We start from the raw sequence: 15,502 nt of genomic DNA, 5'->3' as shown, positions 1-15,502 counted from the left end.
CGGTGAGGGATGACGTGAGCGACAACTCTGTAGTACTGCGGTACGCGGACGGTGAATACACCTACCCGGTGGTCGAGAGCACCGTCGGCGACAAGGGCTTCGACATCGGGAAGCTCCGAGCCCAGACCGGTCTGGTCACCCTGGACAGCGGATACGGCAACACCGCCGCCTATAAATCCGCCATCACCTATCTCGATGGCGAGCAGGGCATTCTGCGGTACCGCGGCTACCCCATCGAGCAGCTGGCGGAGCGCTCCACCTTCCTTGAGGTCGCGCACCTGCTGATCAACGGTGAGCTTCCCAAGGTCGACGAGCTGTCGACCTTCCAGAACGAGATCACCCAGCACACGCTGCTGCACGAGGACGTCAAGCGCTTCTTCGGCGGCTTCCCGCGGGACGCCCACCCGATGGCGATGCTCTCCTCCGTGGTCTCCGCGCTGTCCACCTTCTACCAGGACAGCCACAACCCGTTCGACGAGCGGCAGCGCCACCTCTCCACGATCCGGCTGCTCGCCAAGCTGCCGACGATCGCGGCGTACGCGTACAAGAAGTCGATCGGCCACCCCTTCGTCTACCCGCGCAACGACCTCGGGTACGTCGAGAACTTCCTGCGGATGACCTTCTCGGTGCCGGCCCAGGAGTTCGAGCTCGACCCGGTCGTGGTCTCGGCGCTCGACAAGCTGCTGATCCTGCACGCGGACCACGAGCAGAACTGTTCGACGTCCACGGTCCGTCTGGTGGGTTCGAGCCAGGCCAACATGTTCGCGTCGATCTCCGCCGGCATCTCGGCCCTCTGGGGCCCGCTGCACGGTGGCGCCAACCAGTCGGTCCTGGAGATGCTCGAGGGCATCAAGGCCAACGGCGGCGATGTCGACTCCTTCATCAACAAGGTGAAGAACAAGGAGGACGGCGTCCGCCTGATGGGCTTCGGCCACCGGGTGTACAAGTCCTTCGACCCGCGCGCCAAGATCATCAAGGCGGCGGCGCACGATGTCCTCTCCGCGCTCGGCAAGTCCGACGAGCTGCTTGACATCGCGCTCAAGCTGGAGGAGCACGCGCTCTCCGACGACTACTTCGTCTCGCGCAACCTCTACCCGAACGTGGACTTCTACACGGGCCTCATCTACCGCGCGATGGGCTTCCCGACCGAGATGTTCACCGTGCTCTTCGCGCTCGGCCGGCTGCCCGGCTGGATCGCCCAGTGGCACGAGATGATCAAGGAGCCCGGCTCCCGCATCGGTCGCCCGCGCCAGATCTACACCGGCGAGGTCCTGCGCGACTTCGTCCCGGTCGAGGGCCGCTGAGCTTCGGGCCGTTGACCCCGGCGACCCCCTGCCGGGGGTCCGGGGGTTGTCCCCCGGGCTAGCACAGCCACCGGCGAGGTCCTGCGCGACTTCGTCCCGGTCGAGGGCCGCTGACGCACTTCTTCCTCACGAGGCGCCGCACACGGCGGCGCCGCACGAGGCGCTGAACGAAAAGCGCCCCGCCGCCGATCCCCCCACGGGTCGACGAGCGGGGCGCTTCCCATATCCCCGGTGCGGATTCCCCCCACGGGATCCGGGCCGGGCGTCTGCCGGGTTCAGCAGAAGCTACGCGGGTCTGCGCGGTCTGCCGGGGTACGTACGGGAGGGCCGCTCAAAGCTCCCCGTGCACGTGCCCCGGCCAACGCTTGCCTATGGGACGTCCCCCAAGACATCCCATGAACGTCCCCCAAGACGTTCTTGGCATCGCCCACTTAGACTCGCGAACGGCCCGAATGGTTACCCCTAAATATCTGTGATCTAGGTCTCTTTGTGAAGGTCCTGTGCGTCACGTGTAGGTGAATTCACTTGAACCTTCGAAGTCGCAGGCTGTTTGTCACGACAAAGACGGACGAAAAGGCCATGGTCAGACCCGCGATCATCGGGTTCAGCAGGCCGAGCGCGGCCAGCGGAAGCGTCGCCACGTTGTAACCGAAGGCCCATCCCAGGTTTCCCTTGATCGTGGCGAGCGTCCGGCGGGCGAGCCGGATGGCGTCCGCGGCCACCCGCAGGTCGCCCCGGACCAGCGTCAGATCGCTCGCCTCGATCGCCGCGTCCGTCCCCGTGCCCATCGCCAGGCCCAGGTCGGCGGTTGCCAGCGCGGCGGCGTCGTTCACGCCGTCCCCGACCATCGCGACCGTCCGGCCCTCCGCCTGGAGCCGGCGTACGACGTCGACCTTCTCCTGCGGCAGGACCTCGGCGAAGACGAGGTCCGCGTCGATGCCGACCTCCGCCGCCACCGTCTCGGCCACCGCCCGCCCGTCCCCGGTCAGCAGGACCGGCGTCAGGCCGAGCGCGCGCAGCCGTACGACCGCCTCCGCGCTGGTCTCCTTCACCGCGTCGGCGACCGTGAGCGCCCCGCGCGCCCGCCCGTCCCAGGCGACCTGCACGGCTCCCGGCTCCGGCACCCCCGGCACCTCGACGCCCTCGGCCTCCAGGAGGGCCGGGCGGCCGACCAGGACGCGGTGGCCGTCGACCGTGCCGCGCACCCCGAGGCCGGGCACGTTCTCGAAGGACGTCGGCACCGGCAGCTCGCCGAGCCGTTCCGCGGCGCCCGCCGCGACCGCCCGGGCTACCGGGTGCTCGGAGGCGTGCTCCAGGGCGCCCGCGAGGCGCAGCAGCTCGTCCTCGTCCACACCCTCGTACGCGTACGTCTTCCGCAGTCGCATCCGGCCCGTGGTGACCGTGCCGGTCTTGTCGAGGACGACCGTGTCGACGCGGCGGGTGGACTCCAGTACCTCGGGGCCCTTGATCAGGATGCCGAGCTGCGCGCCCCGTCCGGTGCGAGCGCGGTCGGCGTCGCGAGGCCCAGGGCGCAGGGGCAGGCGATGATCAGTACGGCGACGGCGGCGGTGAACGCCCCCGTGGTGTCCTCGACGACGAACAGCCAGGTCAGCAGGGTGCCGAGGGCGATGTAGAGGACGGCGGGGACGAAGACGGCCGAGATCCGGTCGGCGAGGCGCTGCACCTCGGCCTTGCCGTTCTGGGCGTCCTCGACCAGCTTGGCCATCCGGGCCAGCTGGGTGTCCGCGCCCACCCGGGTCGCCTCGACGACCAGCCGTCCGGAGGTGTTGAGGCAGCCTCCGGTGACCGCGTCGCCGGCCGTCACGTCGACCGGGACGGACTCGCCGGTGAGCAGGGAGGCGTCCACGGCGGAGGCGCCCTCCACGACCGTGCCGTCGGTGGCGATCTTCTCGCCGGGGCGGACGACGAAGCGTTCGCCGGTCCGCAACTCGGCCACCGGGATCCGTACCTCCGTGCTGCCCCGCAGTACGGCCACGTCCTTCGCGCCCAGCTCCATCAGGGCGCGCAGCGCGGCGCCGGCCTTCCGTTTGGCGCGGGCCTCCAGGAAGCGGCCGAGGAGGATGAAGGTGGTGACGCCGGCCGCGACCTCCAGATAGATGGCGGAGGAAGCCTCCGCGCGGCCGACGGTGAGGTCGAAGCCGTGCCGCATGCCGGGCATGCCCGCGTCCCCGAAGAACAGCGCCCACAGCGACCAGCCGAAGGCGGCCAGCGTGCCGACCGAGACGAGGGTGTCCATGGTCGCCGCGCCGTGCCGAAGGTTGGTCCAGGCGGCGCGGTGGAAGGGCAGCCCGCCCCAGACGACGACCGGCGACGCGAGGGCGAGGGAGAGCCACTGCCAGTTGTCGAACTGGAGGGCCGGGACCATGGCGAGCAGGACGACCGGCGCGGAGAGCACGGCCGAGATGGTCAGCCGGCGGCGGAGCGCGCCCAGTTCGGGGTCCGCGTCCGCGTCCTCGTCCGCGGTGTCCGATGTCTCGGGCTGCGGAGGCGCGGGCTCCTCGGCGGTGTAGCCGGTCTTGACGACCGTCGCGATCAGCTCGGCGACCGCCGTCCCGGGCGGGTGCGCGATCCGCGCTTTTTCCGTCGCGTAGTTGACGGTGGCCGTGACGCCGTCCATCCGGTTGAGCTTCTTCTCGACGCGGGCCGCGCAGGAGGCGCAGGTCATCCCGCCGATGACGAGCTCGGTGACGTGCTCGGTGACGTGCTCGGTCGTGAGCGTGGTCGGCGCGGGGCTGGAGGTCATGTGCGGTTCCAAAAGGAGAGCAGGGCCGTACCGGGTAACGGTACGACCCTGCGGGGGTGGGGCGCGTACGAGGTCTACGCCTGGCCGACCAGCTCGTACCCGGCCTCGTCGACGGCGGCGCGGACGGCCTCCTCGTCGAGGGGGGCCTCGGAGACCACGGTCACCTTGCCGGTGGAGGCCACGGCCGTGACGGAGGAGACCCCGGCGATCTCGGAAATCTCGCTGGAGACCGCACCCTCGCAGTGCCCGCAGGTCATTCCCTTGACCTCGTACACGGTGGTGAGTCCGGTCTTCGTCTCGGCGGTCATGGCGGTCTCCTCTTCGAGGGCGTACTGGTTCAGGGTCGTACTGAAGCACAGCTTATACCCCTAGGGGGTATAAATTCCAGCCCGCTACGGGTCGTGCCGCGCGGGCGAGGTGGTGTCCAGGGGTGGTAGATACCCGATATGTCGCAATCGGGGACCACTCTGATCCTGATCATGTCGATCGCCGTCCTGGCACCGCTGCTGGCCTACGCGGCGGGGCGGCGGCTGCCCGTACCTCTCGTCATCTTCGAGATCCTGCTCGGCATCCTCGTCGGCCCCGGCGTGCTCGGCTGGGCGCACCCGGACGAACTGATCGACGGACTCTCCGAACTCGGGCTCGCGATGCTGATCTTCCTCGCGGGGTACGAGATCGAGTTCGGGAAGGTACGGGGCGACACGCTGAAGCGCTCGGTGTGGGCGTGGGTGATCGCCCTGGCGCTCGGCCTCGGGGCCGGGATCCTGCTGGCCGACGGGTTCCACGAGGGCGTCTTCATCGGCGTCGCGCTGACCAGTACGGCGCTCGGCACGGTCCTGCCGGTGCTGCGGGACGCGGGCGATCTGCACGGCCGGTTCGGCACGGTGGTGATGGCCTTCGGCGCGGTGGGGGAGTTCGGGCCGATCATCGCGATGGCGCTGCTGCTGAGCGGCCGTGGCGCGGCCGAGTCGACGGCGCTGCTCGCCGTCTTCGCCGCCCTGACGGCGGGCGCCGTGTTCTGGGCGCTGCGGCCGAGGCCGCCGTGGTTCGCCACGATCATCCGGAAGACCCTGCACAGCAGCGGCCAGTTCGCGGTCCGGTTCGTCTTCCTGCTGCTCGCGCTGATGCTGGGCGCCTCGCAGGCCCTCGGACTCGACGTGCTGCTCGGCGCGTTCGCCGCCGGAATGATCACCCGGCTCGTGCTGACCGGCGCCGCACCGGAGTCGGGGCCGGCGATCCTGGAGAAGGTCGAGGCGGTCGGATTCGGCTTCCTGGTACCGGTCTTCTTCGTCGTCACCGGCATCGAGTTCGACCTGGACTCGCTGCTCGACGGCGGCCGGACGCTGCTCCTGCTGCCGCTCTTCCTGCTGCTGTTCCTGGTGGTACGGGGCGGTCCCGTCCGGTTCCTGGCCCCGGGCGACCTGTCGGCGAAGGAGCGCCGGGCGCTGGTGCTCTACGAGTCCACGGCCCTGCCGCTCGTCGTCGCGATCACCACCATCGGCGTGGACGACAAGGTGCTCTCGGCGGGCGAGGCGGCGGCGCTGGTCGGGGCCGCGATGCTGTCGGTCCTGATCTTCCCGATCGTCGCCCTGAAGATCAGGGCGGGGGCGGGCGAGAAGGCGCTGCCGAAGGATTCGATCAGCGGCTCGGAGTCGTGGTGACGGAGCGGGTGGGGGCGGTGCGTCCGTTGCCTGGGCCGTCCGCGTCCTCGGTGGCGGGGCAGTCGTCGAGGGCCGAGCCGACGATCGGGTCGAGGTAGCGGAAGAGGACCCGCTTCAGCTCGGCCGAGGTGGCGTCCCGCTCGGGCCCCTCGGGCGCGGCCAGGACCAGGGCGAGGCCGCCCTTGAAGACGGCGAAGGTCATGTCGGCGATCAGGGCGCGTTCGGGTTCCGGCAGGTCCGGGAGGTAGAGCCCCAGCAGGTCCCGCACACGGGTGAGGAGCGAGGCGTGCAGGGCGTCGTGCTCCTCGGCGATCCGGCCGGGGATGTCGGAGCCGTGCATGAGGGCGAGGAAGACCGGGTTCTGGCAGTTGAACTCGATCAGCGGGTCGACGACGGCGTCGAGCATCTCGGGCAGCGGCAGCGCGAGGTTCTCCGGCGTGAAGGCCTGGCCGTGCGCGTCCCGCATCTCGTGCAGGAGGCGGTCGCCGAGCTCGATGGCGATGGCCTCCTTGTTGGGGAAGTACTGGTAGAGCGTGCCGGGCGAGACGTGCGCCTCGCGGGCGATCGCGTTGGTGCTTGCCGCGGTGTACCCGGAGGTGCAGAAGACGCTCGTGGCGGCCTGGAGCAGCTCCGCGATGCGGCGCTCGCCGCGGGCCTGGCGGCGGCGCGGCTTCGGTTCCTCGGACATGGTTGTCCACAGCCTCCTCGACACGTTTGACAAACACGAGAGGGCGCTCGCATTCTTGGGAAACGCGAGTGGTCGCTCGTGTTTGCTATTTTATGGCAATGGTCGACCCATGCGGCCTGCCGGGGAGCCGAGCGCATGGGTCAGGTGAAGGGGACACCGCGTCATGGCCGAAGTCAAGAATTCAGCGCCCGCCCGGGGCGGGGGGTGGACCCGGTTCGTGACGGCCCGGCCACGCCTGTCGCTGCTGGTCGCGCTCGTGATCAGCGGGCTGGCGGTCCTCGCGGGCGGCGGCGTCGCCGACCGGATGGGCAGCGGCGGCTGGGAGGACCCGGACGCCGAATCCACGTACGCGACGAAGGTGCTGGAGCGGGAGTTCCCCGCCTCCCAGCCCAACCTGCTGCTGCTCGTGGAGGCGCCGAAGGGCCGGGTCGACGATCCCGCCGTGGCCGCCGAGGCCCGTCGGCTCACCGAGCGGCTCGACGCCGAGCCGGGCGTCAGCGGCATCGGTTCGTACTGGGGGACCGGCGCCCCGGCCCTGCGCTCCGAGGACGGCCGGCAGGCCGTGATCGCCGCCCGGGTCGAGGGCGACGAGAAGGCGGCCGGCGAGATCCTGGAGCGGATCGCCCCGGAGTACCGCGGCACGCACGGGCCGGTCGAGGTCTCCGTCGGCGGACCGCTGGCCGTGCAGCACGAGATGCAGACGGTCATCCAGGAGGACCTGCTGCGCGCCGAGATGATCGCCCTGCCCGTGACGCTCGTGCTGCTCGTCATGGTCTTCGGCAGCGCGGTCGCCGCCCTGCTGCCGCTGGGGATCGGCATCGTCGCCATCCTGGGGACGAACGCGGTGCTGCGCGGCCTCACGGAGTTCACCGACGTCTCGGTCTTCGCCCAGAACCTCACCACCGCCCTCGGGCTCGGACTCGCCATCGACTACGCCCTGTTCGTGGTCCGCCGGTTCCGCGAGGAGCTCGCCGGGGGAGCCGACACCCGGACCGCGATCGGCACCACCCTGCGCACCGCCGGGCGGACGGTGCTGTTCTCGGCGCTGACCGTGGCCGTCTCGCTCGCCGCGATGCTCGTCTTCCCGCAGTACTTCCTGCGCTCCTTCGCCTACGCGGGCATCGCGGTGGTGCTGCTCGCGGCGGCGGCCGCGCTGATCCTGCTGCCCGCCGCGCTGATGCTGCTCGGGGATCGGGTCAACGCGCTCGACCTGCGGCGGCTGTTCCGGCGCCGGAGGGCGGGGGCCGAGCCCGCGACGACCGGCGAGGCCGGGGCCGGGTGGGCTCGGGCGGCGGGGCTGGTGATGCGCCGGGCCCCGGTGTTCGCCGTGGCCACGGCCACCGGCCTCGTCCTGCTCGGGCTGCCCTTCCTGGGGGTGAACTTCGGCACGGTCGACGACCGCCAGCTGCCCACCACCGCCGAGTCCCGGGTGGTCCAGGACGAACTGCGCGAGAGCTTCCCCGGCAGCCCCGGCGGCGGGCTCACCGTCCTCGCCGAGGGCGGCGCCACCCCGGACGAGTACGCCGGCTACCGCGACCGGATCCAGGGGCTCGACGGCATCGCGCGGGTGGACGGTCCCGTGACGCGCGACGGCGGCGCGTCCGGCGTGGCTGCCGGTGGCGAGGGGCACGCGTACTTCACCGTCGTCCCTGAGGGCGAGGGCGTCGGCGCTACTGCCCAGAGCGTGGTGGGCGAACTGCGGGCCGCGCCCGCCCCGTTCGACACCTCGGTGACCGGGGCGGCCGCCGTCCTCGTCGACTCCAAGGACGCCATCGCAGACCGGCTGCCCTGGGCGCTGGCGATCATCGTGGTGGTCACGCTGCTTCTGGTCTTCCTGCTGACCGGCAGCGTGGTGATCCCGATCCAGGCCGTCGTCCTGAACGCCCTCAGCCTCACCGCGATGTTCGGCGCGGTCGTCTGGGTCTTCCAGGACGGCCACCTCTCCGGACTGCTCGGCTTCACCCCGACCGGCGACATCGAGACGAACCTGCCGGTGCTCATGTTCTGCGTCGCCTTCGGACTCTCCATGGACTACGGCGTGTTCCTGCTCTCCCGGATCAAGGAGGAGTACGACGAGACGGGCGACCACGACCACGCGGTCCGCTTCGGCCTGCGCCATACCGGCGGCCTCATCACCGCCGCCGCCGTGATCCTCGCCGTCGTCATGGTGGCCATCGGCACCTCCCGGGTGACCAACACCAAGATGCTGGGTCTCGGCGTCGCGCTGGCGGTGCTGATGGACGCCATGGTGGTCCGCAGCCTGCTCGTGCCCTCCGTGATGAAACTGACCGGCCGTCTGACCTGGTGGGCACCGGGCCCGCTGCGCCGCTTCCACGACCGGTTCGGGATCAGCGAGGGCGGCGCGCCGGCGCCGGGGCCGGCGCCCTCGCCGGTCCCGGCGGCCGAGCGGGACAAGGAGTCCGTCGGAGGCTGAGGGGTACGGGAACGGCCCGAAGGCCCCGCGTCGGTGGCGACGGGGGCCTTCGTGGACCGGGCGGGCCGGACGGGGCCGGGATGGGGTGGTGCCGGATGGGGCGTCGGGGAAGGCGGGGCCGGGAGGGGGGTCAGTCCCGGCGGGCCCGGTTGCCGGGACGGTTGGCGACCCAGGAGCGGATCGTGTCCGGGTACCAGTAGGGCTTGCCCGACTCGACCTGGTCGGGCGGCGGCAGCAGACCGTGCTTCCGGTAGGAGCGGACGGTGTCCGGCTGCACCTTGATGTGCGCGGCGATGTCCTTGTACGACCAGAGCCTTCTGTCCGTCATGGGTGGCACCTCCCTGCGCGCCTCGCAGCGGCGGCGGGGGTGCCGTTCGGGGGAGCTGCGGGGCCAGCGCTGGCGATCACTGAGCCTGTGCCCCCTGCAACGACCCGTTCCAACAGAGGAGAGCGGCTGTCGAACGGCTGTGACGGAAAGCCCGCGTAATGGAGATATGTGTGACGACAGGGGGACGGATGTGACATAAGTGACGCATGGTCACATCGGCGTGGCGGCAGGCCGGATGGAGGTTCCTAGGCTCCGCAGGAGCGCAGGAAGCGGCGCGTGCGGACCGCGATCGGATACGGCTTGTCGGGCTCGCACGGGTACATGTCCTGCTCGACGATGGCGAAGAGCTCCACGTCGAGGGCCTGGGCCGCCGCCAGGACCGGTTCCAGGGCAGGCATGCCCGAGGGCGGCTCGCACATCACGCCCCGCGCCACGGCAGGACCGAACGGCACCTCGTCCCGGACCACCCCGGCGAGGATCTCCGGGTCGACCTGCTTGAGATGGAGGTAGCCGATCCGCTCGCCGTACGTCTCGATGAGCTTGACGCTGTCGCCACCGCAGTACGCGTAGTGCCCGGTGTCCAGGCAGAGCGAGACCAGGTCGGGATCGGTCGCGTCCAGGAACCGGGTCACGTTCTCCTCGCTGTCGACATGGGTGTCCGCGTGCGGGTGGACGACGATCTTCAGCCCGAAGCGCTCCCGGACCTCGTGGCCCAGACGCTCGGTCAGACCGGTCAGATTCCGCCACTGTTCGGGGGTGAGCGTGCGGTTCTCCAGGACCTCGCCCGTCTTGTCGTCCCGCCAGAAGGACGGGATGACGACCAGGTGCTCGGCGCCCATCGCCTGGGCGAGCGCCGCGTTGTCGGCGACGTGGGCCCAGGTCTTCTCCCAGACGGCCGGACCGTGGTGCAGCCCGGTGAAGACCGTGCCCGCCGAGACCCGCAGGCCCCGGCGGCCCGTCTCCTCGGCCAGGACGGCGGGGTCGGTGGGCAGATAGCCGTACGGGCCGAGTTCGATCCACGAGTAACCGGCGTCGGCGACCTCGTCGAGGAAGCGCTGCCAGGGGACCTGCCGGGGATCGTCGGGGAACCAGACGCCCCAGGAGTCCGGGGCGGAGCCGATACGGATACGGGACAGCGGCGACGGCTTCGTCATGAGAGCCACCTTGGCCGGGCCCCGAACGACGCGTCAAGACGCTCGTCCGAATGTAAGGACATAGCGTTGACAGGGTTCGGGGAGGGCGGCTAGACCTGGGTGCGGGGCCGAGGTGAGAGGTGGCGCGCGTGGATGCGGAGCCGGAGCCGTACGAGCCGGATGAGCCGTACGAGCTGATCACGATGGGGCGACTCGGGGTGGACCTCTACCCGCTCCAGATCGGCGTTCCGCTCGCCCGGGTGGAGACCTTCGGGAAGTTCCTGGGCGGCTCGCCCGCGAACGTGGCCGTCGCGGCGGCCCGGCTGGGCCGGCGGACGGCGCTGGTGAGCAGGACCGGGGCGGACTCCTTCGGGGAGTATCTGCACGAGGAGCTACGGGGTTTCGGGGTCGACGACCGCTGGGTGACGCCGGTGGCGGCGTATCCGACACCGGTCACCTTCTGTGAAATCTTCCCGCCCGACGACTTCCCGATCCACTTCTACCGGCAGCCCCGCGCGCCGGACCTGGAGATCCACCCGGCGGAGCTGGACCTCGCGGCGATCCGCGCGGCGCGGGCGTTCTGGGTGACGGGGACGGGACTGAGCGTCGAGCCGAGCCGGTCGGCGACGCTGGGCGCGCTGCGGGAGCGGGGCGGTGCGGACCTCACGATCCTCGACCTGGACTGGCGTCCGGCGCTCTGGCCCGACCCGGGCGAGGCGGGGCCGCTCTACCGGGAGGCCCTGCGCTCGGCCACGGTCGCCGTCGGCAACCTGGACGAGTGCGAGGTCGCGACCGGGGAGCGCGAACCGTATGCGGCGGCCCGCGCGCTGCTCGCCGCCGGGGTGCGGCTCGCGGTCGTCAAACAGGGCCCCAAGGGCGTCCTCGCCCTGACCGCCGACGGGGAGAGCGCGGAGGTCCCGCCCCTGCCGGTCGAGGTGGTCAACGGCCTCGGCGCGGGCGACGCGTTCGGCGGGGCGCTGTGCGACGGCCTCCTCGCCGGCTGGCACCTGGACCGCACCCTCCGCCGCGCCAACGCGGCCGGCGCGATCGTCGCGGGCCGCCTCGCCTGCTCCCCGGCGATGCCCCACCCCGCCGAAATCGACACCGCCCTCACCACCGGCACAGGCACGACGGGCCCAGGGGGCGCGGGCGCCATCGGCGCCGACTCGGCCGGCACCGGCACGACAGGCCCCGCGCCCGGTGCCGACCCGCTCCCGGAGCGCACCCCATGACCCACCACCCCACCGACTCCTGGCGCACCCGCGCGGCCCACCGCCGCGCCGGCGGCCCCAAGCCCGGCCCCGGCCCGGAGCCCGCCCCGGCCGGCCCGGAGCCCGCCCCGGCCGGCCCGGAGGCCGGACCGCCCGGCCCGGAGCCCGCCCCGGCCGGCCCGGAGGCCGGACCGCCCGGCCCGGAGGCCGGACCGCCGGAAGGCACCGCGCCGGACGCGGCCCCCACCACCTCCGACCCCCTCCGCCAGGCCGCGCACCCCGCCCCGCCGCGCCGGCTGGCGCGGCCCGCGCCCGTCCTCGCCCCTGCCGCCGGCCCCGGCACCCGCCCCACCCTCCACGGCCTCGAACCCGTCGACGTCGAGTGGCTCGTCACCGTGCGGGCTCGGCATCCGGAGGCGGTCGCCGAGGCGGCCGCGCGGCGCCGGACTCGTGGGTTGTTCGAGGAGCGGGACCGGCTGCTGATCGTCGCCGCCGACCACCCCGCCCGCGGCGCGCTCGGCGTCGGCACGCGGCCGTACGCGATGGCCGACCGCGCCGACCTCCTCGGGCGGCTGCGGCTCGCGCTGTCCCGGCCCGGCGTCGACGGCGTCCTCGCCTCCGCCGACATCCTCGACGACCTCCTCCTGCTCGGCGCACTCGACGACCGCCTCGCCGTCGGCTCGATGAACCGCGGCGGCCTCGCCGGTGCCTCCTTCGAGCTCGACGACCGCTTCACCGGCCACCGACCCCAGGACCTCGCCCGGCTCGGCTTCGACGCCGGCAAGCTGCTCCTGCGGATCGACCCCGACGACCCCGGTTCGCTCACCACCCTGCACGCCGCCGCCCGCGCCGTCGACGAGATGGCCGGCCTCCGTCTGCCCGTCTTCGTCGAGCCCTTCCTCTGCCGCCGCGACCAGGAAGGCCGGCTGCACAACGACCTCTCCGCCGAGGCCGTCATCACCTCCCTCGCCGTCGCCTCCGGCCTCGGCGGCACCTCCGCGTACACCTGGCTCAAAGTCCCCGTCACCGACCGCCCCGAGGAGATGGCCCGCGTCCTGGAGACCACCACCCTCCCCACCGTCCTCCTCGGCGGAGACCCGGGCCCCGGCCCGGACGCCCAGGACGTCACGTACGAGAGATGGCGCGCCGCGCTGCGCCTGCCCACCGTCCGTGGCCTGGTCGTCGGCCGCGCCCTGCTCTATCCCGAGGACGGCGATGTGGCCGGAGCCGTCGATACCGCTGCGCGCCTGCTGTGCGAGACGGTAGGAAGGACCCTGCACGCGTGAACGATCACCTCCACGAGCTCCATCTGCCCGCCGGGACCGCCTCCCACGGGCCGTATACGCTCCACGTCGACCCCGACCGGGCAGGCTGGGGGCACTCCGCACTGCGCGTCCTCGAACTCGGTCCGGGAGCCACCCACCTCCTGGACACCGGGGAAAGCGAGTGGATCGTGCTTCCGCTGACCGGCGGCTGTACGGTGCAGATCGACGGCCAGACGCTTCAACTCCTGGGCCGCGAGGGCGTGTTCGGCGGAGTGACGGACTTCGCGTACGTGCCCCGCGACGCGCGGGTCCAGATCGCCTCCGGTGCGGGAGGCCGCTTCGCTTTGGCAGGAGCGAAGTGCGAGCGACGACTCCCCGCACGCTACGGCCCCGCGCCGGAGGTACCCGTCGAGGCCCGCGGCAGCGGCAACCAGGCCCGGCAGGTACGGAACTTCGCCGCCGCCGACACGTTCGACTGCGACCGCCTCATCGCCGTCGAGGTGATCACCCCCGGCGGGAACTGGTCCTCCTACCCGCCGCACAAGCACGACGAGCACCGCCCCGGCGTCGAGTCCGAGCTGGAGGAGATCTACTACTACGAGATCGCCGGCGGTGGCGTCGGCTACCAGCGCATCTCCCCCTCCCGGCCCGGCGGCGCCGACCTCCTCGCCGAGGTCAGGACCGGCGACGCCGTTCTCGTACCGGACGGCTGGCACGGCCCGTCGATCGCGCAGCCGGCGCACGACATGTACTACCTGAACGTGATGGCCGGACCGGGGCCGGACCGGGAGTGGAGAATCTGCTTCCACCCCGACCACACGGAGGGATACAAGTAGTGGGTACTCTCACCGTCGCCCAGGCGCTGGTACGGTTCCTCGCCGCGCAGTACACCGAACGCGACGGCGTACGCCACCGGCTGATCCCCGCCGTCTGGGGCATCTTCGGCCACGGCAACGTCGCCGGGATCGGCCAGGCGCTCGTCGAGTACGCCGACGAGATGCCGTACCACCAGGGCCGTAACGAACAGGCCATGGTGCACGCGGCCGTCGGCTACGCCCGCCAGTCCGGCCGGCTCTCCACGCACGCCGTGACCACCTCCATCGGCCCCGGCGCCACCAACCTCGTCACCGGCGCCGCGCTCGCCACGATCAACCGCCTCCCGGTCCTGCTCCTGCCCGGCGACACCTTCGCGACCCGCCCCGCCGACCCGGTCCTCCAGCAGCTCGAAGTCCCGTACGCCGGCGATCTGTCGGTCAACGACTGTCTGCGGCCGGTCTCCACCTACTTCGACCGGGTCACCCGCCCCGAGGCGCTGATCCCGGCCGCGCTCGCCGCCGTGCGGGTCCTCACCGACCCCGCCCAGACCGGCGCGGTGACGCTCGCGCTGCCGCAGGACGTGCAGGCGGAGGCGTACGACTGGCCGGCGGAGTTCTTCGCCGAGCGGGTCTGGCGGGTGCGCCGGCCGTCCCCCGACGAGGACGAACTGGACGCGGCGGTCGCGGCGATCGGCCGGGCGGCCCGGCCGCTGATCGTCGCGGGCGGCGGGGTCAAGTACAGCGGCGCCGAGGAGGCGCTCGACACGTTCGCCTCGCTGACCGGCATCCCGGTCGCCTCCACCCAGGCCGGCAAGGGCGCGCTGCGCCACGACCACCCGCAGGACATGGGCGCCCTCGGCCACACCGGCACCGCCGTCGCCGACCACCTGGCCCGTACGGCGGATGTGGTGATCGGGATCGGCACCCGCTGGACCGACTTCACCACCGCCTCCGGGACCCTCTTCACCCACCCGGACGTGCGGTTCGTCAACCTCAACATCGCCGCCTTCGAAACCCACAAGATGGCCGCGCTGCCGCTGGTGGCGGACGCCCGCGAGGGTCTCGAACAGCTCCACTCCCTCCTCGACCCGCACCACGTCACCGAGCACTACGTGCACGAGTACGCCGAGGAGAAGCTCCGCTGGGACGCCCGCGTCACCGCCGCGTACACCGCCGCCGACGAGGACGCCCGCCCCACCCAGGCTCAGGTCCTCGGCGCACTCGACACCCTGGTCACCGGGGACGACATCCTGATCAACGCGGCCGGCTCGCTCCCCGGCGACCTCCACAAGCTGTGGCGGGCCCGGTCCGCGGACCAGTACCACGTCGAGTACGGCTACTCCTGCATGGGCTACGAGATCCCGGCGGCGATCGGGGTGGCGCTGGCGGCGCCCGGGCGACCGGTGTGGGCGCTGGTCGGCGACGGTACATACTTGATGAATCCCACTGAAATCGTCACAGCTGTCCAGCAGCGACTGCCCATCAAGGTGGTGATCCTGCAGAACCACGGGTACGCGTCCATCGGAGGGCTCTCCGAGTCCGTCGGCGGTGAGGGGTACGGCACCGCGTACCGCTTCCGGGCCCGGGACGGCGGCTTCACCGGCGCGCCGCTCCCGGTCGACCTGGCGGCCAACGCGGCGAGCCTCGGGATGCGGGTGCTGACCCCTCGTACCGTATGTGACCTGCGAGAAGCTCTCGCCGACGCGCGGGCGTCGACGGTTCCCACATGTGTCTATGTGGAGACCGAAACGGCAGACACAGTGTCGGGCCCGCCCCCCGCCCAGGCATGGTGGGATGTGCCCGTGGCCGAGACCTCGACCCGCCCGTCGGCGGTCAAGGCCCGGGAGGAGTACGACCGGCACGTCACCGCCCGACGCCGCCATCTCTGAAGGAGCACGC

General features: G+C 71.9%; 11 protein-coding genes and 1 pseudogene. 7 read left to right on the top strand and 5 right to left on the bottom strand.

The window, feature by feature from the left end:
* Positions 1 to 14: 14 nt before the first annotated feature.
* On the top strand, positions 15 to 1,304 hold the full coding sequence (locus Q5762_RS12445) for a citrate synthase (protein ID WP_315892099.1): 1,290 nt from the start codon (positions 15 to 17) through the stop codon (positions 1,302 to 1,304).
* Positions 1,305 to 1,825: 521 nt separating this feature from the next.
* Here the strand turns inward: Q5762_RS12445 and Q5762_RS12440 are convergent.
* Together Q5762_RS12440 and Q5762_RS12435 are read right to left on the bottom strand one after the other, a co-directional pair.
* A pseudogene (locus Q5762_RS12440) lies at positions 1,826 to 4,068 on the bottom strand (heavy metal translocating P-type ATPase).
* Positions 4,069 to 4,142: 74 nt separating this feature from the next.
* Positions 4,143 to 4,376, bottom strand: coding sequence for a cation transporter (locus Q5762_RS12435; RefSeq protein WP_315892098.1), 234 nt, complete (start codon positions 4,374 to 4,376; stop codon positions 4,143 to 4,145).
* 138 nt (positions 4,377 to 4,514) lie between these two features.
* On the opposite strand from Q5762_RS12435, the gene Q5762_RS12430 reads away from it, so the two are divergent.
* Complete coding sequence (locus Q5762_RS12430; protein ID WP_315892097.1) at positions 4,515 to 5,729, top strand: cation:proton antiporter; 1,215 nt, start codon at positions 4,515 to 4,517, stop codon at positions 5,727 to 5,729.
* On the opposite strand, the gene Q5762_RS12425 is transcribed toward Q5762_RS12430, so the two are convergent.
* Positions 5,707 to 6,417 (bottom strand): TetR/AcrR family transcriptional regulator, encoded by a 711-nt coding sequence (locus tag Q5762_RS12425; protein ID WP_315892096.1) that lies wholly within the window; start codon positions 6,415 to 6,417, stop codon positions 5,707 to 5,709. The two genes, Q5762_RS12430 and Q5762_RS12425, sit on opposite strands and share 23 nt — an antisense overlap.
* A 163-nt stretch (positions 6,418 to 6,580) precedes the next feature.
* Here Q5762_RS12425 and Q5762_RS12420 point away from each other — a divergent pair, with 163 nt between their 5' ends.
* The gene (locus Q5762_RS12420) at positions 6,581 to 8,851 is read left to right on the top strand and encodes an MMPL family transporter (RefSeq protein WP_315892095.1); all 2,271 of its coding nucleotides are present in this window, start codon (positions 6,581 to 6,583) and stop codon (positions 8,849 to 8,851) included.
* Between the two features lie 130 nt (positions 8,852 to 8,981).
* Here Q5762_RS12420 and Q5762_RS12415 read toward each other — a convergent pair whose 3' ends face one another.
* Both Q5762_RS12415 and Q5762_RS12410 read right to left on the bottom strand, forming a co-directional pair.
* A complete protein-coding gene (locus Q5762_RS12415; protein ID WP_315892094.1) occupies positions 8,982 to 9,179 on the bottom strand; it encodes a MerR family transcriptional regulator in 198 nt (65 codons plus the stop codon).
* A gap of 245 nt (positions 9,180 to 9,424) precedes the next feature.
* Entirely contained in the window at positions 9,425 to 10,333 is a 909-nt protein-coding gene (locus Q5762_RS12410; protein ID WP_315892093.1) for a sugar phosphate isomerase/epimerase, read from the bottom strand.
* Positions 10,334 to 10,515: 182 nt separating this feature from the next.
* On the opposite strand from Q5762_RS12410, the gene iolC reads away from it, so the two are divergent.
* The 4 genes from iolC to iolD all read left to right on the top strand — a co-directional run bounded on the left by iolC (position 10,516) and on the right by iolD (position 15,492).
* On the top strand, positions 10,516 to 11,544 hold the full coding sequence (iolC, locus tag Q5762_RS12405; protein WP_399495091.1) for a 5-dehydro-2-deoxygluconokinase: 1,029 nt from the start codon (positions 10,516 to 10,518) through the stop codon (positions 11,542 to 11,544).
* A 374-nt stretch (positions 11,545 to 11,918) separates the two neighbouring features.
* Positions 11,919 to 12,809 carry a deoxyribose-phosphate aldolase gene (locus Q5762_RS12400; protein WP_315892319.1) on the top strand — a complete coding sequence of 297 codons (891 nt, stop codon included), beginning with the start codon at positions 11,919 to 11,921 and terminating at the stop codon, positions 12,807 to 12,809.
* Positions 12,806 to 13,624 (top strand): 5-deoxy-glucuronate isomerase, encoded by an 819-nt coding sequence (gene iolB, locus Q5762_RS12395; RefSeq protein ID WP_315892091.1) that lies wholly within the window; start codon positions 12,806 to 12,808, stop codon positions 13,622 to 13,624. The genes Q5762_RS12400 and iolB overlap by 4 nt, the downstream gene beginning before the upstream one ends.
* Positions 13,624 to 15,492, top strand: coding sequence for a 3D-(3,5/4)-trihydroxycyclohexane-1,2-dione acylhydrolase (decyclizing) (iolD, locus tag Q5762_RS12390; RefSeq protein WP_315892090.1), 1,869 nt, complete (start codon positions 13,624 to 13,626; stop codon positions 15,490 to 15,492). The genes iolB and iolD overlap by 1 nt, the downstream gene beginning before the upstream one ends.
* Positions 15,493 to 15,502 lie beyond the last annotated feature (10 nt).

Source organism: Streptomyces sp. P9(2023) (assembly GCF_032436795.1).
GTDB lineage: Bacteria > Actinomycetota > Actinomycetes > Streptomycetales > Streptomycetaceae > Streptomyces.
Note: the sequence above shows the minus strand (reverse complement) of the source record. Positions and strands in the feature narration are given on the sequence as shown.

What these genes read in the sequence shown, in the direction of transcription:
- Q5762_RS12435 (WP_315892098.1), bottom strand. Translation starts at nt 4,376, where the DNA reads ATGACCGCCGAGACGAAGACCGGACTCACCACCGTGTACGAGGTCAAG.
- Q5762_RS12430 (WP_315892097.1), top strand. Translation starts at nt 4,515, where the DNA reads ATGTCGCAATCGGGGACCACTCTGATCCTGATCATGTCGATCGCCGTC.
- Q5762_RS12425 (WP_315892096.1), bottom strand. Translation starts at nt 6,417, where the DNA reads ATGTCCGAGGAACCGAAGCCGCGCCGCCGCCAGGCCCGCGGCGAGCGC.
- Q5762_RS12420 (WP_315892095.1), top strand. Translation starts at nt 6,581, where the DNA reads ATGGCCGAAGTCAAGAATTCAGCGCCCGCCCGGGGCGGGGGGTGGACC.
- Q5762_RS12415 (WP_315892094.1), bottom strand. Translation starts at nt 9,179, where the DNA reads ATGACGGACAGAAGGCTCTGGTCGTACAAGGACATCGCCGCGCACATC.
- Q5762_RS12410 (WP_315892093.1), bottom strand. Translation starts at nt 10,333, where the DNA reads ATGACGAAGCCGTCGCCGCTGTCCCGTATCCGTATCGGCTCCGCCCCG.
- iolC (WP_399495091.1), top strand. Translation starts at nt 10,516, where the DNA reads ATGGGGCGACTCGGGGTGGACCTCTACCCGCTCCAGATCGGCGTTCCG.